The following is a 20,258-nucleotide window of genomic DNA, read 5'->3' as shown; positions in this document are numbered from 1 at the left end:
ACTGCCATGAATCACGAATACGACCTGGTGATCCGCAATGCTGACGTGGTAACCGCGTCCGAGCGCTTCAACTGCGATATTGCCGTGAAGGACGGCGTCGTCGTCGCGCTGGGCCGCGATCTCGACGCAGGCAGGCGCGAGATCGACGCCACCGGCCTGTTGACGTTGCCCGGCGGGATCGATGCGCACTGCCATCTCGACCAGCCGATGCCCGACGGGCTGAAGATGGCGGACGACTTCCTGAGCGGCACACGTGCCGCCGTGTGTGGGGGCACCACGACGGTAATACCCTTCGCTGCGCAAGCAAAGGGTCAATCGCTGAAGGCCGCAGTGGCCGACTATCATGGCCGCGCCGAAGGTCGCGCGGTCACTGACTACGCGTTCCACCTGATCGTCTCCGATCCGACGCCCGAGGTGCTGAAACGCGAATTGCCCGAGCTGATCGCGGCCGGCTATACGTCGTTCAAGATTTATATGACGTACGACGATCTCAAGCTCAGCGACCGCGAGATTCTTGAGGTGATGGATGTCGCACGTCGTCACCAGGCGCTGGTCATGGTGCATGCCGAGAACTCTGACTGCATCGCATGGCTGACCGACAGGCTCACCGAAGCCGGCAATTACGCGCCAAAATATCACGCGCTGTCGCGGCCGCCCGTGGTCGAGCGGGAGGCGACGCACCGTGCGATTGCATTCTCCGAACTCGTCGACGTGCCGATCCTGATCGTCCATGTATCGGGCCAGGACGCGATCGAGCAGATCGAATGGGCGCAGCAACGCGGTCTGAATATCTACGCCGAGACTTGCCCTCAGTACCTGTATCTGACAGCCGAGGACCTCGGCCAGGAGGACGGCTATCACGGTGCGAAGTGCGTTTGCAGTCCGCCGCCGCGCGACACATCAAGCCAGAAAGCCGTGTGGAGCGCGCTGAAGCGTGGGATATTCAGTGTGTTCTCGTCCGACCACGCGCCGTTCTCATTCGACGATCCGCAGGGCAAGAAGCCCAACGGCGAAGAGGTATCGTTCGAGCACATCCCGAACGGCATCCCCGGGATTGAGACCCGGCTGGCGCTGCTGTTCGATGGTGTGAGTCGCGGCAAGCTGTCATTGCACAAGTTCGTTGAGTTGACGTCACTGAACCCGGCGAAGCTGTACGGCCTTTATCCGCGCAAGGGAACGATTGCGGTCGGCGCCGACGCTGATATCGTGCTGTGGGACCCGCTTAAGCACGTTGCCATCGCGAACGACGCGCTGCATCACAATGTCGACTACACGCCGTACGAGGGCCGAACCGTCCAGGGTTGGCCGAAGTACTGTCTGTCACGCGGTGAACTGCTGGTCGAGAGCGGCCGCTATCTTGAGCCGCAAGCAGGGCGGGGCCGCTTCCTCGCTGCTGGCAAGCCGCAGTACGTTGATCTCTGATATCGGAGCGCAGCATGAAGATCCTGGTTATCAACCCCAACATCTCTGATAGTGTCTCGGCGCTGATCCAGGCAGAAGCGCAGCGCAGCGCGTCGCCTGGTACCGAGATCGAGGTCGCGACCGCGCCGTTCGGCGTTGCGTACATCGAGACTCGCTTCGAAGCGCTCGTCGGTGGCTACGCGACGGCGTGCTTGGCAGCCGAACGCTACGGCAGCTACGATGGCGTCGTGGTGGCGGCGTTCGGCGACCCGGGCCTGCAAGGCATCAAGGAACTGATCGACGTGCCTGCAGTCGGGCTGACGGAGTCCTCGTTGATGACGGCAGCGACGCTCGGGCAGCGCTTTTCGATTATCGCGATCTCGCCGCGAATCAAGGCGTGGTATCGCGAAACAGTTGAACGGAGTCATCTGGCGAGCCGGCTCGCCAGCATCCGCGCGCTCGACGAACCGTTGCGCGATATCGGCAGCGTGCAGCAGGATTACAGCGAGAGACTGAAGGTGCTGTGCAACCAGGTGGTCGATGATGACGGCGCCGACGTGATCATCATCGCCGGCGCGCCTCTCGCAGGGCTCGCACGTGAGATCCGTGATGAATTGCCGGTGCCGATCGTCGATGGTGTGGCGAGTGCGATTACGCAGCTTGAGGGCCTTATTCGACTAGCCCCGAAAAAGGCGTCGAAAGGCAGTTTTACCCAGCCGCCAGTCAAGCCGAACCGGGGCCTGCCCGAACCGCTCGAGCGGCTGCTTGGTCGTGAACTGTCGGGTGGTCGATAAATCATCACATGAAGACGACATGAAAAAGATTCTCTTGGAAGCTGGACTTTTCCGCTTTGTCGGACGACTCGAGGAACAGAAAGCACCGCGCACTTGCCAACGTTTCCTCGAGCTGCTGCCATTCAGGAACAAGGTAATCCATTCTCGCTGGAGCGGCGAAGCTGTGTGGATCCCGCTGGGCGACTTCGATACGGGTCTGACTCTCGAGAACCACACCAGTCACGCGTCACGTGGAGATATCCTTCTCTATCCTGGCGGTTTCAGCGAGACGGAGTTTCTGTTCGTCTACGGAAGCTCCATCTTCGCGAGCAAAATGGGCCAGCTAGCCGGCAATCATTTCTTTACGTTGATCGAAGGTCATGAGCACCTGGAAGCATTCGGCAAACTCGTGCTATGGGAAGGCGCGCAAGAGATTACGTTTTCGTTGCTGAACGCCTAGCCGCGAGTCAGCTGATTGCACGCCGCACCTGCGCATCTTGCTTCTCGGTGCGACGGCAGACCCGAAGGCCGAAACGCAATTCGAAACTACCCAAAACGACGGTCCTTGACTGTCGATTAAGGCGCAAGTGCGCCCGCGCCCCTGCGAGGATGGACATCCGAAGCATCTTGAAGCCGCCATTGATATCCCTTCAGCCCGAGCAGCCGGTGAGGGCGTGACGCGCCGCTTCCTGTTGGTCAACGTGTTTATCCGGCGTTGAGATCTCCTTTTGCGGGGCCAGCAGCGATCCAAAAATCTCGCACATACTCGCTAACGCCAATCTCAGCAGAACACCGAGAGACGGCTCGTGACTCCTTGACGGTATGCGTTACACGGATCGCAGCCCTGTGCTTGTGGGCGCGCGCAGTCCGAAATGGTCGGCTTGTATTCAACGGTCCACCCGTTACTGTTGGATCTAGATCGCGCTGCAGTGCGGCGGTTGCCAGCACGGTATGGCGTCAGGCGCCGACAATTGAGATGTTCCAATCTTCGGTCGTTCGGTCGAAATACCAATGAATGTCAGAAATGGGTCGGTCAGGGTTGCTGACGAACCAACAACATTGCTACCGAGGTTGGTCCGCCGGACACGACGTTGTTTAAATGACGATAAACCGAGGAAGAGGACGACTCGTTTGCAACGGCCTCGACCCGCCACCGTGAAGAGTCCGTTCGATCGAACGGACCTTCGACTGCAAATCGCGACGTCATGGATCTAAAGGGGCTGCCACTTTTTTCGACGCAATCGATTCTGGACATGTTTCCGATACTCGAGGGGGTCACGTGGTGTCTTAGATCGATGGCGCGTCATATTGCAGAATCGACACGCAGCAGCGATATTGCTTTGACTGTTTAAGCCACCTTCACTTCGGGCTATCAAATGCTCAGCGGTACACTGAAAGCGTCCCGCCTTCCTGCGCGAAATGTTGGCGTTCGCAGTCATAGCCACGAGACCGTCCGCGTCGTTCCACATGAGGCGGTCACAGTAGTAGCACAGGCCGGACTGTTGAATGTATGCGCGGGTGCGAGCGCGCGCTAATGAAGAAGACATGGGGCGACCCTTAAAAAAAGATTTCCAAAAAACGAAACCCGGGCGCCCTCTGAGCGTGAACCGGTGCCATGCCGATTGAATCGACAGGCACAACATCAGATTCTCAGAATGCTGACGACTTCAATCTACTGGTAGAGCGGCCGTAACGCAAGAGCCGGACGATTTCACATGTGCCCCGGCGCGCAGAACGGTTGCCGTTTTCTCCAGTTCGTGTATCCAGTGACGGGCATCGAGGCATCTGGCTGGAGGACTTGAAACGCTCGTGGGGCGGAAGTCGGCCACCAAGAGACAGCCACCATGCAGCTTCGAACGAACCAGGCGCCGCCGAGTCCAGTCATTCGATGGAGATGCGCTACTGTGCTCCGGCCTCCTGCCCTGAACTAGTCCCTTCGATCGCGTTTGCGTCCGTGCTTTATACGGGCACGCACAAACGCCATTGAAGGCAAGTGGTGAGACTTTGCCGCTGATTCAGGCGGCACGGGAAATCGGACCACCACCAGCCCGCTACGTGGGGCTCCGGCGGGAACCCGCAAAACCTCCAGGCTAATTGCGCAACCCGCACTGCTCATTACGGCCTACATAGACCTTTCAATCACGAAATGGTGCTCAATAATTAAGCACCCACTGGCGACCGCGTGTCGCACTGCACACACGGGTAAAACCTTTATAGTGACTGGGTTTGGGTCGCCCTATTTTTGCAGTGCGGTCCAGATCGCCAGGCGCGATCAGACCCCGTGTGCGGCCTTGCCGGTTGTCGACAGAAGGGCGCCGAAGTATTCGGCCTCCTGTCAGCTTCGCCAGTTTCTGCCTACACCTCAAAAGGAAGTCCCTGTGAAATACATTACCCGCATCGCCGCATCTGCTGCCCTCGTCGTCGTCGCTTTCGCTGCTGTCACGTTTGCCCAGATCAAGTTCGCTCCGGATTCCGCCGACAACAACCCGGTCGCCCGGATCGTCCTCAACGTCGAGTCGCAACTGAAGGGCTGATCCCCGCCGTCAAAGACAGGCGTCGTCGTCCTCGGCGCTCTCGCGCCAGTTGCCACCCCGTACCGCGGCACCCCGCGCACTGCTGGCCGGCAGTGCCAAACTCATGTTTGAGCGTTTCCAATCCCTCCTCGCACGCCGGATTGCTGCACGGAAAGAACGTCTGCATTTCTCCCCCTGAGCGTGCACCACAGCGCCAGCGCACACGATTGAAAAGCCCGTCGCCATCCACTTGGGATGTGCAGCGGGCTGCACGGATCGTCCTGAACGTCGAGTCGTCGAACGGCTAACACGCCGATCAAAGGCGCCGCGCGCATGGCGCAAATCGGATCCTCTGCGTCATAGCTCTGCAACGCCTGGAGCACGATCCAGCGATGTCCCTCGCTGCGCTTCCGCGCGCGGAGCACCGTCACGAACGGTCGCGGTTGGAGTGGCTGCGCTGTCAGTGGCAGTTGCGCTTGGCAGGCGCCCATGCGATACCGAAGCCGCCACCCATAGTCAGTCCCATTGTGATCATTGGCCGCGACAAGGTGATCCGGGAATCTCTAGCCGTTCTGCTTAACGTGAAGGGTTATGGGAGGTCGAAGGCATGTGGCTCCGACAGTTGGCATAAATTCCTTCTTGAACCGTTGCAGCAATTGATCGTACTCGACGTTTCGGAATTTTCTCGCGGCGCCTCCGCGTGGTTCGTGGGGAGCTTTGATACGACCATCGGAAGGCAACGCATCATTGCGCTCGTATGGCCGCAGGACGCACAGAATTTCAAAGGCAAAGTTCAAGAGGTGATTACCAAGCCACTCGTGCTCAAGGAACTGCTTCGCACGATCGATAAAATCAATTCGGAGGCCGTGGCGCTGAGCGCATTACGAATGAATACGCACCCGAGACAGCCTATAGCAGACGCGTCATAGTCATCGTCAACACGACTTTCCCCTATCGAACGGCTGGCAGGTTTCCCAGCAAGAGCGGACACAATCTTGCCGACGGCCGATGGCGGCAACGGGTCGGTAAGCGCCTTGCAGAAAAAAGGACCGGCCGATGCCGAGTCAAACCCCATGCCAAGGGGGAGGAGAATAGTTAGCGCGTCGCGGGACAAGCCAACAATTACCTTTCATAGTCAGCTTGCTTGATCTTCAGCCAGTCCCGCGACCTATCAACTACTTTGTCCAGATATTTCATCAGCGGCCGACTCGCGGGCGCACTATCATTGAAGAAAATGGAGCTGCAGCGCGGACTGCACTCATTTTTGAAGAGAGAAAATCGGCCGATTTTCCAAGCCCTGACAGCGCCGTTTTCCGCATTGAGGACGACGACACTTCGACGGTCCTCTTCAATGGGCCCTGCCTTTCGGACCAGCGCGAGAAGGACGGATCGCGGGCGCACGAGAAGCTCTGCGGGTCGATCGCGAACGCGCGTTATTAAATAGGCTTTATCGAAGTTCTCATTTCTGGCACCAAGAAGTAATTAAGCAGCAAAGTCTTTCGGCTTATTCAACACAACCGGATACTCACAACCAATGGAGGGAATCGTGGCTTCAAACAAGGTCACTGTTCGAATATGGATGCCAACGGACATGGGCATTAAAGGTCAACTCGCGTCATATGCAGGAGTTGGTCACGCTAGCCTGACGCTCAGAGTTAACGACAAGAAATACTATATCACTTGGATGGCAGACGGCTCGCCATTCCAGGCCTCCGTGATTAACTCCATGACTGGGATCGAAAACGTAACGAAGGCGATTGATAAAGGTTTTATGCGGCGCTTCATGAATTCCGCTGAGCCAACTTACAAAATCAAACTGAAGACCAAGCAAACTGGCGAACAAACAGAGGGCCTCGATGCCAATTTGATTGAGGCCTTTTGGCTGGAGCGCCTGGATAATAAGCCTAAGTATTCTTTCCTCAGTGCTAGTAATAACTGCACTGGATGCGTCGCTGATGCGCTTCGCGCAGGCGGTCTGGGGCAATACGTCCGGGCGTCAAAACCTTGGTTTGTCCAGGACGCGGCCAGCCTCTTAGCTTGGGTTCTGGCCGCCGAGAAACGCTTGAATGGCGCTGCGGACGAGGGCGACGAAGACTACACCTATACGGAGTGGTTAATCTTCAACCACGGTATGGTGTAGCAACCGCAATACGCGAGCATGAAGAGTCGCGGGGTGGTCAGGGTGCCCGCGATCTTGGTGGCTGGAAACCATGGAAGGAAGGGCGGCGTCAAAGTGGCATCGCGCCCGCGAGGCGATCCGCGAGATACACGGCGACGCCCTCGCGGTTCAATATGCGATTTGGAACAAAAAGGACCGTGATGTGAATGCGAATTTGCAGAAGGTCATCGACCGAACGCTGGCAGAAAAAATACGGCTCGGCGCGATGGGCGGAATCCCGCCAAAAACATGAGGCAAAGGTCGGCCGTACGGCCCGTTTTATGCCCTTTGCATAAAGGCCGCGCCCGCGGTGATCGCCACGCTTGGTCGTCGGACGCTAGCCGGCTAAAAGCGGTCCTTCGACGACACATCGGAAATCGACGACAATTCTCCCTTTGGCCGGTCTTCCCTGCGATCATGGAACAATCCATTACGTTGAATGTCCCGACCAACCTGTCACCAGAGGATTGGGGAAAGGTGGCGGCCGTCTTCCGGACATTGGACGGGTGGCTAGGCGACCCGCATGGCGCTTACTGGTATGGGCGCGAAGGCGATGCTCGATATATATGTGCATCAGCGGAGCCTAGCGGGCTGTTGTTGTGCGGCCAAGTTGAGTCGAGCTTATGGTGTAGTTGGCTCACAGTACTTTGTGCAAGGCTTAGTCTTGCACTTGGTGGAGAGGTGTACGACGCTGAGATGTAGAAGTTGCGTTTGTGTCCGCTCCGAGAACTCACTGTCAACTTGGAAACGGATTATGCGTGTTGCATGAGTCGCGAGCCTGCGACTATCGTCGCGTTCAGTCGTAGGACTCAGTGCGGCCAGAATTGGACACTCGGCGGGAATCTTGGAATCGTAACAATCTCGCGGTGGACCACGAGACGAGTATGAATTCGAATCACGACCAAATCCTGTCTCCACACACGGACCCCATCAGCCCAAAAAGAATGAATTGGACGCCTCCACCTCAGGGCGAGAGCAATGCGCCAACGTGGCTCAAGACGTGCCTTACCTTGCTCTATCGCTTCCTTTGCGGACTTTTGATACTCGGGGCGCTTGCGCCCATTGCGGCGCATGTATTTGACATCCCAATTCAGTTCAATACGGTGCGGGTGGTCTCTCTATTTCTCCTGGCTGGCGGCTCGCTCTCGATCACAAACGCATGGCGCACGCGGCTCTTGCGCCTACCTGTTATGACTCGATTCTCCCCGCCGGTGCCATATGGCTACCCAGGATGGCGCAGCATTCTCCAATCTCAGTTTGTTGGCGGATGTTTTCTGTCTATACTCGGTGCGCTACTTTCCCTGCTTTAAATCGCAATCGTCGACGAGTCGAATGGCCGCTTTTTGGAAAGATCGTTGCCTCTTGTGGGTCGGCTTGGCGCGTTCGCCGTCGGTCCGGGATCGGCGAACGCGACGAATGCGTACAGTCGGCCACAAGCGGTCGGTCGACGACGAGAGATCGATCGTTGACAATATGCACCTTGGACGTCCCATCTTGACGCCAGTTGAGACTCAGGTTTGAACCTCGCATGTACAGCTGCGGCGCGGCGCGGTGCGAGTGAGTAACTGATCTAGGGGCGTTGCTGCCTGTCGGTCGCCTGAAGACACGGTATTTGCCACAGGAGCTGCAAAAACGACGCCCCAGGCGAATCGAAACTGCAATGGGACTGACGGACTAAGGATATGCAAAACGAAAGGAAGACGGTCGTTCGGCGCTTCGTGAAAGGATATGTATCGTTGGCGGCAATGATGCTGTTTGTCTTGACAGTTTCGCTCCTCAAGGGCTCGGACTGGAAGGTTCTAATTGTTGGCGCGTCGGTTTTCCTCACCATATTTGTAGGAATATCGTATCGATCTGCCAAAGAAATGCTGTGGTCAAATCGGTCGAGGTCGAAGGGTGCTGACTGACCACAGCATTCTCTAACATTGCTCGCGACAGCGTGCGCTTTGTAGCTACATGAACCTTTCGCGTTGGACGGGTGTGGGAAACTCCCGAGGGCGCCGCAACACGGTCTGTCGATGCGGAAGGCGTGCGACAGTGGTCGGCCAGTTTCGGACACTGGGTCGGCAGCGCTGGATCGGTGACAATCTGGCAAACTCCGTAAAACACCGACTCATGGGGGCGCTAGTGTCTATGAATGTAATTGACGCGGAAGCTACGTTTCCAACCCTTACGACTTCGCGGCTGACATTGCGGGAGCTTTTGCCTGCCGACGCACCATCGCTGTTTGCCGTGCACGGCGACGCTGAAGGTATGCGCTGGTTCGGTACCGATCCGATGACCGATATAGGGGAGGCCGACAAGCTGATTCAGGTATTTGCTGACTGGCGGCGCAGCGGCTCCGGCGTCCGCTGGGCCGTCGAGAGACTTTCGGACGGCCTTTTCCTTGGTACGTGCGGTCTCTTCCGATGGAATCGAAATTGGCGAAGCTGCGTCGTTGGCTATGAGTTGCATCCGATTGTGCGCGGCAATGGATATATGAGCGAAGCGCTTTCTGCTGCGATCGACTACGGTTTTGACGCGATGCAGATAAACCGCGTCGAAGCCCAGGTTCACCCTCAAAACGCACCCTCTATACAAACGCTGGAGACACTGGGCTTTTCCCGTGAAGGGTATCAGCGACAGGCTGGGTACTGGCGTGAGACCTATCACGATCTCCTGCAGTTCGCGTTGTTACGTTCAGAATTTCGACGTCGTATCTAACGAACTGGTCAGAGGCGCAGGTTCGTCGAATGAGCGGCCGCTTTGAAGCAAATTGGCTGGCCGCTCCGGGTCGACTTCAGGCATCCGAAAAGTCGCATCCGGAATCCGCTGCGGGCGCGAGCATCGACTGACGACAGGCAGGAGCACCGCAACGACATGCATAGTGGGCGCGGATCTCGTCGGTGATCTCGCCGTCGACCCTCGGTCCGTGGTCGATGAACCGCTCGTTGCCCGGCTGAATGTCGGCGAGCGCGTGAATGAAGACGCGCAGACCCGTCTCGATGGCCTCGCAGTTCGGGGCGCATGAGTGGTTGATGAAGCGTGCGCTGCTGCCGCCACGGCTGCCGTCGATCACCCTCCCATCCGACAGACCGAAGACAAACGTGTGTCGGTCGTCGGCTCGCTGACGGGCCGCCGCGCGTCGCCAGCTGGTCACCTCACCCGTGTACTCGATGAGCCGCTCGCCTGCCGCGACAGGGCGAAGGGCAAACACGCCTTTGCCATGTATCGGGGAGCGTCGATGATCTGCCCGGTCCCGCGGTCCTTTTGCAGATAGCCGTCAAATTCATCGTCAATGATTTTCCGCCCAACCTCGGGTTCGTCTAGCGCCGTATGCGCAACGATGAGGGATCCCGCTGTGTGAGGAGCATGTCGCAGCGCGCGGGTGGCCTCGTGTCCGTCGCACTCTGGGCATCGAAATATCCACGAGCACGAAGTACGGCGACCAGGTGTCCCCTAGCGCGATGGCATCCCGTCCGCCGTACTCGACACGGCCTGGCACTCGATGTCGTGAAGCGACAGTTAGACGGCCGGCGCGGCGGCCCCATCCCGGTTATCGCCGGCCCCACGAATCTGCTGTTCCACGAACTCAGCACTGCCCTCTGCGGATGTCAGCCATTTCCGATCCTATTGCCGAACATCGGGCAGCAAGTCCGGCCGCGGCTGATTGTTACGGCCCGCGGCGATATCGATACTAAAGGCGTGACAACGAGCGAAGCGTTCAGCCGTACGGTGGCCGATGCTGCGCAGGTAGCCGATACGCCTGATGCAGACAGACGACGCCGCGACATGCAGGAGCGAGCCATGAACCACCCCGACCACGTGCAGGACGCAAGCATCGCCCCCCAACCTGATCTGCCGCGCGGAGCACACCTGGCTAAACTCGGTCGAGAGGTTCCAGCATCTGTGAAACGCAAAAAGAAACTAGCATCGGACCATGAGCGTGTGCAGCTGGAACATCACGTCGAATCGCTTCGACGGGGCATCCGGCAGTTGCAGCTTGAGCACGATATTCCGAAGAGGGCAAACGAACTGATTAAAAAAGGGTAAGCGATCCATTATCGACGTCTACTCAACAGCACTCTGAGCGAGGAGCATAGGTGTCCACCTATTTACGAGGTGGACACCTATGGCTGACAAAGACTCAGGGCTGAGAGTAGTTCGGCAAAGTAGTGACGGCCGTCGCCGTTACGATGAAAATGGCAAACGAGCATTGGTCGAGGCGGCGTTACGCCCGGGTGTGTCGGTCGCCCGCATGGCGCAGGAGCACGGGATCAACGCTAACCTGCTACGCAAGTGGATCACGAAATACCTGATGGAGCGCGAGAAAGGCGTCTCGCCGACGCCGCAGGATAACGGTGGCTTGCCGCCTTCGGGTAATGCGACTGACAGCCTGGCGATCGATCCTCCGAGTTCTCACCAGCTCATCGTTGGCGCGGCAACATCACCCGCGTTCGTGCCTGTCGTTTCGGTACCGCCTGCGTCCTCACCGCCATCTCCGTCGATGACGCTTACGCTGCATGTGCATCTGTCGAACGGTGTTGAACTCGAACTGGGCAAGGCCATCGCGACCATTGATGAACTGACAACCTTGGTTCAGATCCTTGGGAGGATGCCGTGTTCCGGTTCGACGACAATCTGAAGGTGTATCTGCACCGCGATCCTGTCGACTTCCGGTACGGCATGAACAGCCTGTCGATTCTCGTTGAACAGTCGATGCGCCTGAATCCGATGGACTCGTCGCTTTACATCTTCGGAAACCGGCGTCGCGACAGGATCAAGATCCTTGGCTGGGACGGTAGCGGTTTCTGGCTTATGACGAAACGATTGGAGGCAAGCCGTTTCATCTGGCCCGACAACAAGGCTGAGGTCGTGACGATGACGCCCAACGTGCTGCACGCGCTGATCGATGGCGATGACATCACTACGATTCGACGACATCCGAAGCAGGAATATCTGCGTGTGAGCTGAACAGGCTGACGGTGTGCTGGTCTAATCCGGCATGCCGGTCAACGTCACGATCACCGCCGAGGAACTGAAAGAACTGCTCGCCGAACGCGATGCCGCTCGTGCGTTGCGAGAAGAACAGGAGGCGTTACGCGGCGCCCTGCGGCTTGTGACAGCGGAACGCGATCTCGCCGAGGAACGACTCCGGGCCTACCGTCACGAGTTGTTCGGCGCAAAGAGCGAGGCACGAGACTCGGATCAACCCAGCCTGTTCAACGAAGCCGAGGTGCTCGGCGCGAGCAGCACGCCTGCTCAGGAAGATACTCCAGAATCGACGGTCGCTGCACATACGCGCAAGAAGCGGGGTCATCGCAAGCCACTCGATCCCAACCTGCCGCGCGACGTTGTGCGGCACCAGCTGCCCGAAGCCGAACGCTTCTGCATGAACGATGGTCACGCGCTCGTCGAGTTCGGCGTGGAGATCAGCGAGCAGCTCGACGTGATTCCGGAGCAGCTTCGCGTGATCCAGCACCAGCGCGTCAAATATGCATGTCCGTGCTGCGATCTCGGCATCAAGGTGACGCCGGCGCCGCCTCGCATCATCCCTCGCGGGCTGTTGAGTGAATCGGCGCTCGCATGGATCGCCGCCGGCAAGTATCAGTTCGGGATGCCACTGTATCGCCAGGCCGGTCTGCTACGTCGCTTCGGCGGCGACATCTCCTCGAACACGATTGCAGCGAGCATGGTCCGTGCGGGTCTCGCGACGCAACCTGTGATCAACCTGATGCGCGATGCGTTGCTCGATGCCGAGCTGATCTACTGCGACGAGACGACACTCCAGGTGCTGAAGGAAAAGGGCCGTCGACCGCAAACGAAGAGTTACCTTTGGGCGCAGATGACCGATTTGGGCGTGCCCATCCGCTGCTTCACCTATACACCGGGGCGTGGCACCAGGCTGGCCGACAAGCTGTTCACCGGGATCCGGGAGGGCGCAGTCATGATGACCGACGGCTATGAGCCCTACAACGACATCGCTCGGCGTCACCAGCTCGTGCACCTTGGATGCTGGGTTCACCTGAGACGGTACTTCGTCAAAGCAGAGGACAGCGTACCAAAGGCCGCCCGAACGCACGATCTGCTGGCGACGCGCTTCATCAAATTGATCGGCAAGCTGTTCGCGGCCGAGGCACGCAGCGCGACGTGGACCGCACAGCGACGACAGCGGTTGCGGCGACGATACAGCGCGCGCGTACTCGACGCCATCCACGCGCTGATGCTCGAGCAATCGCCCGGTGTTGTACCGAAAAGCCTTCTCGGCAAAGGACTGACCTATCTGCGCGTGCAGTGGCCGAAGCTGATCCGCTACATCGAGAATGGCAGTTGGCCGATCAGCAACAATCCATGTGAGAATGCGATTCGACCGTTCTGCGTGGGGCGCCGCGGATGGCTGTTCTCGGACACTGTCGAAGGCGCGAACGCGAGCGCCAATCTCTATACGCTCGTCGAGACCTGCAAAGCAAACAGCATCGATCCCTACCGGTATCTCACCTGGCTGTTCCAGCGGCTGCCTCTGGCGAAGACCGTCGACGACTTTGACGTGTTGCTTCCCTGGAAAATGCCGGCCGACCTCCGCTGACCCGCATCACTACCACACCTCACACGCTCTGCCACCCTACTCTGAGGGGCGTCGTTCGTGGATCGCATACAAAAAAGGAATGGGCATCAACCCGCAACTCCTGAGCAACCGGGAGAAGACAATGCTGGTTGATGCCCTGAAACAAACCTATGGGTTGCCAGAGTTGCTAGGGAATCTCTGCAAAAGTCCTGGCATTGACGTGAGCTTGGACTATCCTGGGATCAGGAGAATTCATGGAGTGGCGTGATGACACAACTTGGTCTTGGTCTGGATCTGTCAACGAAGCGCACTCGCAAGCGCGAGTTTCTCGATGAGATGACGCGCGTGGTGCCGTGGCAGAAGCTGATTGCGCTCATCGAACCGCACTATCCGAAAGGCAAGACCGGCCGCCCACCGTTCCCAGTCGCAACGATGTTGCGCATTCACTTCATGCAGCAATGGTTCAGCCTCTCGGACCCGGCGATGGAGGAGGCGCTGCACGACATCCCGCTGTATCGGGAGTTTGCGCTGCTGGGCACGGGTATGACGCGGCTGCCTGACGAGAGCACGATCCTGCGATTCCGGCACCTGCTTGAGGCCCATGAGCTGTCGGCCAGAATGCTGGCGACGGTCAACGAGATCCTGCAGGCGAAGGGCCTGATGCTCAAGGTGGGCTCGGCGGTCGACGCAACGCTGATTTCGGCACCCAGTTCGACGAAGAAAGCCGGCACGCGAGACCCCGAGATGAGCCAGACGCAAAAGGGCGGTAGCTGGTACTTCGGTATGAAGGCGCACATCGGAGTCGATGTGGAGTCGGGGCTGGTGCATACCGTGAAGTGCACGCCGGCGAATGTTCACGACGTCACGGTGGCGCATGAACTATTGCACGGCGACGAGCAGGTTGCGTTTGCCGATGCGGGCTACGTGGGCATCGAGAAGCGAGGCGAAACGGGTGCCGTCCAGTGGCACGTGGCGATGAGGCCGAGCAAGCGAAGAAAGCTGGACAAAAGCAAGCGGCTCGACAGAATCTACGAGAAAGTCGAGCGGCTCAAGGCGGGCGTGCGGGCGAAGGTTGAGCACCCGTTTCGGGTGCTCAAATGTCAGTTCGGCTATCTGAAGGCGCGGTATCGGGGACTGGCGAAAAACACGGCGCAGATCGAAACGCAGTTCGCGCTGATCAATCTCTGGTTGGCTCGCGGGGTGCTCGGTAAAGCGAAATGAAGGGCGAAGACGCCCCCCAAAGGCGCAGCGTCCACGCGCAAGATGCGACCGGCATCGGTTCAACACAGCGTGAATGAGGACGCGAATTCCACTGCGCGCGTGCCAGTTAAAGATCCCAGGCAGAAAACGGGTTGTTCAGACCTTCCCTAGCCGCTTTGGGTCTTGCCCGCAGCTCTTACTTCTATCACCGTGCACGGCTGTTGGTTGCTGACAGGCATGCTGACGTGCGTCGCGTCATCGCGGACATCTTCGAACTCAATCACCGTTGCTACGGTTATCGTCGGATTCGCGCGGCATTGATCAGGCAACAGGTCTTCATCCCGGAGAAGGTGGTGCGTCGTTTAATGCGACAGGAAGGTCTGGCCGCCGCCACGACGAGGCGACATCGCTACGGCTCCTATCGTGGAGAAATTAGTCCCGCGCCGGAGAACATCATCAATCGTGACTTCTACGCCGCCGGTCCTAATCAGAAATGGCTCACGGACCTTACCGAATTCAAGATCCCGACTGGCGAAGTGTATCTGTCGCCGGTTATCGACTGCCTCGATGGTCTCGTTGTGAGCTGGTCAATCGGTACGCGGCCAGACGCCGAACTCGTCAACACCATGCTGGATTCGGCAATCGAATCAGTGGCTGGCTGCAAGGAGCGGCCAGTAGTTCACTCGGATCGTGGTGCGCACTATCGCTGGCCAGGATGGCTCTCGTGTATGCAGGCTGCCAGACTGACTCGCTCGATGTCGCGCAAAGGATGTTCGCCGGACAATGCAGCCTGCGAAGGTTTCTTCGGGCGACTCAAGACGGAATTGTTCTATCCTCGTGATTGGCGAACCACGACCATCGATCAATTCATCGAGACAGTTGACTCGTACATCCGCTGGTACAACGCAAAACGGATCAAGGTCTCGCTCGGCTTCCTCAGCCCCATCGAATACCGGCAGAGTCTTGGCATCGCGGCGTAAATCAGTCCAAGAATTTAGCTGCACCCCCGGCGGGTCAGAATTCAATCGGCGTTGACACCCCGCTCCGAACCGCGTGGCCTGCATCGCTATCGCAACGGTGTTCCTGACCGGCTGCACTTTTTTTCAAAGGATGGTGGTTTCAACGGCGTATCGTCGACCGCGTCTGAGCGCCTGGGCAAAGATGCGGTCTACGTCAAAACCGACGAGGACCGCGACGCCGTCCTCAAGCGCACTCAGGAACTGCTGTCGAAGTCCCTCGGTATGGACGATGCTGTTCAGGTCGCGCTGCTGAATAACCGGGGACTCCAGGCGCACGCACTCGCTTCCCCGCGACTCGCGGATATTTCCTGGAAACTACGCACCGCTCCTCCATTCAGGAGAAGGGCAACAGGTTGTCCGGCCGATACGTTATCAATGCAGTGAACACACCGGCTTCGATAGAGAAAGGCGCAGCTAATATCGGGCGCCGTCGACCCGGCCGTTGCCGAACGCAACAGCTGTTCGGATGAGCATGAAGAGCCAGTCCTGTGGCGTCGCACTTCTCTGTGCGTTAGACGCGATATCAGTGCTAGCTCCGACTCCTGGAAAGCCGGTATATTGGCAAACCAAAATCGCTTCAAATAATTCGCCGGGGATATAACGTGCCGCACACGCTCACAGCAAGAGAACAGTCGTGGCGGATGTCTTACCGGATACATATCGAGCTCCGCCTCTCTTTCTATTCATTTGGCATAAAAATCGCGAATCAATTGATTCGGATGCTGACCCATAAAATCCATATGCGTCGCACTCGTTTACTTGCGGACTGTTGTCGTCAATGACTCGCCGAAAACGGAGGCACTATGAAATTCAACACGAAAATCGCTGCCATGAATTGCAATATTTAACATTCTGAAAGTGATGATTCCGTGAACACCCTGTGTCATTCATCGGTGGTCGCCGTTGGAAAGCTGTTTTTTTCCAGAAAATGCCGGAAGGGGCAACGAATGTTGGCTGAGAACGTAACTGGCGTATCAGTTGGAGCGCGGCATATACTCGGGATGGGCAATATGCGTGTTCGTCCATGATTCTGGCGCATCAATATTTCAATTTTTACGGGAGATTGCTGCGATAATCAACGCAACCTATTCCTCCCTTAGCGAAACTATCTCCTGCAGCGCAGATAAACGCCAAAGCGGGAAAATCTACCTTTCCTGTTCGTGCCTGCAAATAATCCCGAATCTCAAGCTGATTGCTCGTACTTTTTCACAAAAATTGTCCGGTAAAGATTTTCCTCATATTATTCCGGGTGGCAATCCGCAGGGAGTCTAAAAATGACGGTAAATGACTGGGCAGCCGCGCTGGGCGCGGGGTTGGATCAATCTCGACGCTTGATGAAGCTGGATACAGCTTTGGGCGGAAATGTGCTGGTGCCAGTCCGTGTGGTCGGTACTTCGCGTATCGGGCGCAACTACGACTTCACTGTTGATGCCGCTTCCCTGAATGATTCAATTGAGCTCAAATCCCTCATTGCGAAACCGGTGACGCTCTGGACTCAGCAGACTGACTCGTCGTATCTGCCGCGTCACGGCTATGTCCACACTTCACGATTTCTGGGCTCGGACGGTAGCGTCCGGCTTTACCAGCTTAGTTTTTCGTCCTGGTTGCATTTCCTTAAATTTCGCAGCGACGCGCGAATATTCCAGGACAAGACTGCTGAGGATATTATCGCGGCGGTATTCAACGAGCATCCCCAATCACGCGGCGCCTATCGCTTTGAGCTCGGCAGGCAGCTACCTCCGCGGTCGTTTTGCGTCCAGTATGAAGACGACTGGAACTTCGTGCACCGGATTATGGAGGCCGAAGGGCTTTTCGGCTACTTTGAACAGGCAGAAGACGGCAAATCGCATACGCTGGTCATTACCGACGACCTCTACAGCGTGAAAGCCCTTGCACCGCAAGATGTATCGTTTTATCGAGCTGGCGCAGGAAGTGAAGCGGATGCCATAGTTCAGTGGGGCGGAGCACGCACATTGCAGAGCGTGAGCTACACCGCGCGCACATTCGACTATAAGAATCCGACTTTCAGCAGAGAGCTATCCACGCCGACAGTCGACAAGCAAGGCGACCTTCCCGACCAGGCCGAGGTCTACGAGTACACGGGCGCTTACACCTACGGCGACAGCGCTCGTGGCGACACGTTATCCAAGACGCGGATGGAAGAATGGGAGTCCCGCGCGAAGCGTTTCTTTGCGACGGGCAGTGTGCGGCGAGCCGATGTGGGACGCTGGTTCCAGCTCGAGGGCGCAACCGCTATTGCATCTGATAGCGCGGAAAACCGCCAGTTTGCCATTCTGGCATTGACCTGGTACATCGAGAACAATCTGCCCGTATCGAGCGGAACGCAGTTCCGCCATAGTCTCCAGTCACAACTTGCTGAGGCTCGCACATATCACGCGGGTTCGTCGAACGTCTTCAACTCAAAGGACGGGTTGGGCGGTGAAGGATTCTTTCTGGTCGAAATGGAAACGCAGCGACGCACCGTTCCTTTTCGCAGCCCCTTTGAACACCGCAAACCTGTGATGCATATGCAGACCGCGACAGTGGTCGGCCCGAATCAGGAGGAAGTGTTCACGGACAACCTCAACCGGGTCAAGGTGCTGATGCACTGGGACCGGGAGAACGGTGGCGATGAAAAAGCTTCGTGCTGGTTGCGCGTGATGTCGCCAAATGCCGGCGGGACACTGGGTGGCGTATTCGTACCGCGCGTGGGGCATGAAGTAGGAATCGTCTACCTGGACGGAGATTGTGACCGCCCGGTCGTTAGCGGTAGCCTGTTCAACGGACAGCAGACGCCGCAATGGCACTCCAACGGCTTGCTGTCGGGTTACAAGTCGAAGGAATTTCAGGGCACAGGCTACAACCAGCTTGTCATGGACGATTCAACGGGCCAGAACCGTGCGCAGCTTTTCAGCAGCACGGCCCAGAGTTATTTGCATCTCGGTTATCTCATCGACCAGCAAGGCAATACGCGCGGCAACTATCTCGGGACGGGCTTCGACCTGAAGACCGATTCGTACGGTGCAGTGCGCGCTTCGCAGGGTATGTATCTCTCGACGTACGCGCGAGTCGGCACGTCGAGCCAGCCGCTTGATGCAAAGGAGGCGCATCAGCACCTCGTCGACTCAGGCGGTGTCGTTGAGCGGCGGTCCGAAGTCGCAACAGGCAGTCAAGCCGAGGGCTTGCAGGACGCGCAGGACACCATTAACGACTTCGCTGCCGCGACGCAGAGCGCGCGGCAGGCAAACTCAGGTGGCGGCAACACGGCCAGTGGTGGAACTGGCGAAGCGAACGGATTCGCTCAGCCCGTGATGCTGCTGGCCAGCCCGTCCGGTATCGGCCTTTCAACGCAGAAATCCATCCAGGCCGCTGCGACGGAGCACGTCAACATTGTGAGTGGCGCCAGCACGCACATCGCCGCGACCAAATCGCTTATCGCGAGTGTCGGCGAGAAGCTCAGCTTGTTTGTTCAGAGCGCCGGTATGAAGCTCTTTGCTGGCAAGGGGAAGGTCGAACTTCAGGCACAGTCCGATAACGTCGAAATTACGGCCGACAGAACGGTCAAGGTTGTCTCGACTTCTGATGCCGTCAATGTGATGGCTGACAAGGAAATCAAACTGATGGCGGGTGGCGCAACGATTCGCCTTGCTGGCGGCAACATCTATGTACATGCGCCGGGCCTGGTCGAAATCAAGGGTGCCCAACATTCATTCCAGGGGCCCGCGAGCGAGAACGCCGCAGCGCAGCTACCGACCACTGAAGCGTGCGCGCAAAAATTCGCTTCTGCCTCGCAAACCGGTGCGGCCATTGTCGACTAGGAGTACCCATGGACCAGTACCTGATTGTCGAGCCCGACAATGGCAGCGTTGACCTTGGCACGGCGCCGCGGATGTACGAAGTCGGCGAGATTGTCCCGGCTGCGATGCCGGAACTCAAAGGTGTGATGCCAATGCTTTACTCGGTGGAGCACCCTGAACAGCAACTGCCGTCTATCGAGGTCATTGCGGCACGTGACAAACAGAGCGGCTTACCACCGCGCGTCTGCGCGCTGCTTGAGACTGATGCAAGCGCTGAGACCTTGATGACGCACATTAGCGACATGATTGCACTGCCGCGTGAAGACGGAGGGCATTCTGTATTCCGGTTCTACGACCCTCGCGTAGTTCGCAACCTTGGATGGGTGCTCCAACCGGAGCAATTGTCGCTCATGCTCGGACCGGTGCAGCGCTGGCGCCACTACTCTGGCAATGGGTGGCTGGCGATGGAACGCCCAGCGGTCGCTCCTGCCGAACGCCTGTCGCTATCCACTGCCCAGTGGGCAACGCTGCGCCGCCTGCATCTCATCGAGCAGGCGCTGAAGTCCATACGCGACGTTGGGGAGCCAGTTGATGAACGGACCTCTCGCCAGCTCGACGCCCTGTTCACGAAGGGAGCCCAATATCACCTCGCGGGCGAGGACCTGGCGGTGTTTGCGGTGCAGGGCTTGCTTGTGTCACCGAATTTCGACCGACATCCTGATGTGGCCGCCGCGCTTCAGCCGGGTCAGACGTCGTCGTACTCGGAAATCACCGCCCAGTGGACTGACGAGAACTGGGCCGTGATTGCCCAGGAAGTGGCGCGGTACGCGTGGCAGAACAACAGATAACGCAA

16 protein-coding genes and 3 pseudogenes are annotated in these 20,258 nt (G+C 58.0%); 17 read left to right on the top strand and 2 right to left on the bottom strand.

Going from position 1 to position 20,258, the window contains the following annotated elements:
• Positions 1–6: 6 nt before the first annotated feature.
• The 3 genes from hydA to FRZ40_RS35630 are packed head-to-tail and all read left to right on the top strand — an operon-like array spanning position 7 to position 2,634.
• Positions 7–1,422, top strand: coding sequence for a dihydropyrimidinase (gene hydA, locus FRZ40_RS35640; protein ID WP_147237324.1), 1,416 nt, complete (start codon positions 7–9; stop codon positions 1,420–1,422).
• A 14-nt stretch (positions 1,423–1,436) separates the two neighbouring features.
• Entirely contained in the window at positions 1,437–2,195 is a 759-nt protein-coding gene (locus tag FRZ40_RS35635) for an aspartate/glutamate racemase family protein (RefSeq protein ID WP_147237323.1), read from the top strand.
• A gap of 19 nt (positions 2,196–2,214) precedes the next feature.
• Complete coding sequence (locus tag FRZ40_RS35630) at positions 2,215–2,634, top strand: DUF3830 family protein (protein ID WP_147237322.1); 420 nt, start codon at positions 2,215–2,217, stop codon at positions 2,632–2,634.
• Positions 2,635–3,385: 751 nt separating this feature from the next.
• Here FRZ40_RS35630 and FRZ40_RS35625 read toward each other — a convergent pair.
• Complete coding sequence (locus tag FRZ40_RS35625) at positions 3,386–3,613, bottom strand: HNH endonuclease (protein WP_231516439.1); 228 nt, start codon at positions 3,611–3,613, stop codon at positions 3,386–3,388.
• A gap of 939 nt (positions 3,614–4,552) precedes the next feature.
• On the opposite strand from FRZ40_RS35625, the gene FRZ40_RS44210 reads away from it, so the two are divergent.
• The 5 genes from FRZ40_RS44210 (at position 4,553) to FRZ40_RS35590 (ending at position 9,548) form a co-directional block, all read left to right on the top strand.
• Complete coding sequence (locus FRZ40_RS44210) at positions 4,553–4,708, top strand: hypothetical protein (RefSeq protein WP_155995561.1); 156 nt, start codon at positions 4,553–4,555, stop codon at positions 4,706–4,708.
• A gap of 371 nt (positions 4,709–5,079) precedes the next feature.
• On the top strand, positions 5,080–5,616 hold the full coding sequence (locus tag FRZ40_RS35615; RefSeq protein ID WP_147237320.1) for a response regulator receiver protein: 537 nt from the start codon (positions 5,080–5,082) through the stop codon (positions 5,614–5,616).
• A 617-nt stretch (positions 5,617–6,233) separates the two neighbouring features.
• Positions 6,234–6,827 (top strand): hypothetical protein, encoded by a 594-nt coding sequence (locus FRZ40_RS35610; protein WP_147237319.1) that lies wholly within the window; start codon positions 6,234–6,236, stop codon positions 6,825–6,827.
• A 70-nt stretch (positions 6,828–6,897) separates the two neighbouring features.
• A complete protein-coding gene (locus FRZ40_RS35605) occupies positions 6,898–7,098 on the top strand; it encodes a hypothetical protein (RefSeq protein WP_147237318.1) in 201 nt (66 codons plus the stop codon).
• A 1,880-nt stretch (positions 7,099–8,978) separates the two neighbouring features.
• On the top strand, positions 8,979–9,548 hold the full coding sequence (locus tag FRZ40_RS35590) for a GNAT family N-acetyltransferase (RefSeq protein WP_147237315.1): 570 nt from the start codon (positions 8,979–8,981) through the stop codon (positions 9,546–9,548).
• A 76-nt stretch (positions 9,549–9,624) separates the two neighbouring features.
• On the opposite strand, the gene FRZ40_RS35585 is transcribed toward FRZ40_RS35590, so the two are convergent.
• Positions 9,625–10,056: an SET domain-containing protein gene (locus tag FRZ40_RS35585; protein ID WP_147237314.1), complete on the bottom strand. Its 432-nt coding sequence runs from the start codon at positions 10,054–10,056 to the stop codon at positions 9,625–9,627.
• 653 nt (positions 10,057–10,709) lie between these two features.
• Here FRZ40_RS35585 and FRZ40_RS35580 point away from each other — a divergent pair.
• The 9 genes and pseudogenes from FRZ40_RS35580 to FRZ40_RS35535 all read left to right on the top strand — a co-directional run.
• Positions 10,710–10,874: pseudogene (locus FRZ40_RS35580) on the top strand (IS3 family transposase); the annotation flags it as partial.
• Positions 10,875–10,956: 82 nt separating this feature from the next.
• Positions 10,957–11,469: a transposase gene (locus tag FRZ40_RS35575; RefSeq protein WP_147237313.1), complete on the top strand. Its 513-nt coding sequence runs from the start codon at positions 10,957–10,959 to the stop codon at positions 11,467–11,469.
• Positions 11,445–11,798, top strand: coding sequence for an IS66 family insertion sequence element accessory protein TnpB (tnpB, locus tag FRZ40_RS35570; protein WP_124668671.1), 354 nt, complete (start codon positions 11,445–11,447; stop codon positions 11,796–11,798). Before FRZ40_RS35575 ends, tnpB begins: the two co-directional genes overlap by 25 nt.
• 31 nt (positions 11,799–11,829) lie before the next feature.
• Entirely contained in the window at positions 11,830–13,410 is a 1,581-nt protein-coding gene (tnpC, locus tag FRZ40_RS35565; RefSeq protein ID WP_147237312.1) for an IS66 family transposase, read from the top strand.
• 246 nt (positions 13,411–13,656) lie between these two features.
• A complete protein-coding gene (locus FRZ40_RS35555; RefSeq protein ID WP_147233928.1) occupies positions 13,657–14,610 on the top strand; it encodes an IS5 family transposase in 954 nt (317 codons plus the stop codon).
• Between the two features lie 146 nt (positions 14,611–14,756).
• Positions 14,757–15,569: pseudogene (locus FRZ40_RS35550) on the top strand (IS3 family transposase); the annotation flags it as partial.
• Between the two features lie 73 nt (positions 15,570–15,642).
• Positions 15,643–15,881, top strand: a pseudogene (locus FRZ40_RS35545) (TolC family protein); the annotation flags it as partial.
• A 1,001-nt stretch (positions 15,882–16,882) separates the two neighbouring features.
• The gene (locus FRZ40_RS35540) at positions 16,883–19,426 is read left to right on the top strand and encodes a type VI secretion system Vgr family protein (protein WP_147237310.1); all 2,544 of its coding nucleotides are present in this window, start codon (positions 16,883–16,885) and stop codon (positions 19,424–19,426) included.
• 8 nt (positions 19,427–19,434) lie between these two features.
• The gene (locus tag FRZ40_RS35535) at positions 19,435–20,253 is read left to right on the top strand and encodes a DUF4123 domain-containing protein (protein WP_147237309.1); all 819 of its coding nucleotides are present in this window, start codon (positions 19,435–19,437) and stop codon (positions 20,251–20,253) included.
• Positions 20,254–20,258: the final 5 nt, after the last annotated feature.

Source organism: Paraburkholderia azotifigens, from assembly GCF_007995085.1.
Lineage (GTDB): Bacteria > Pseudomonadota > Gammaproteobacteria > Burkholderiales > Burkholderiaceae > Paraburkholderia > Paraburkholderia azotifigens.
The sequence above is the reverse complement of the archived record's forward strand: the minus strand, read 5'-3'. Positions and strand labels throughout refer to the sequence as shown.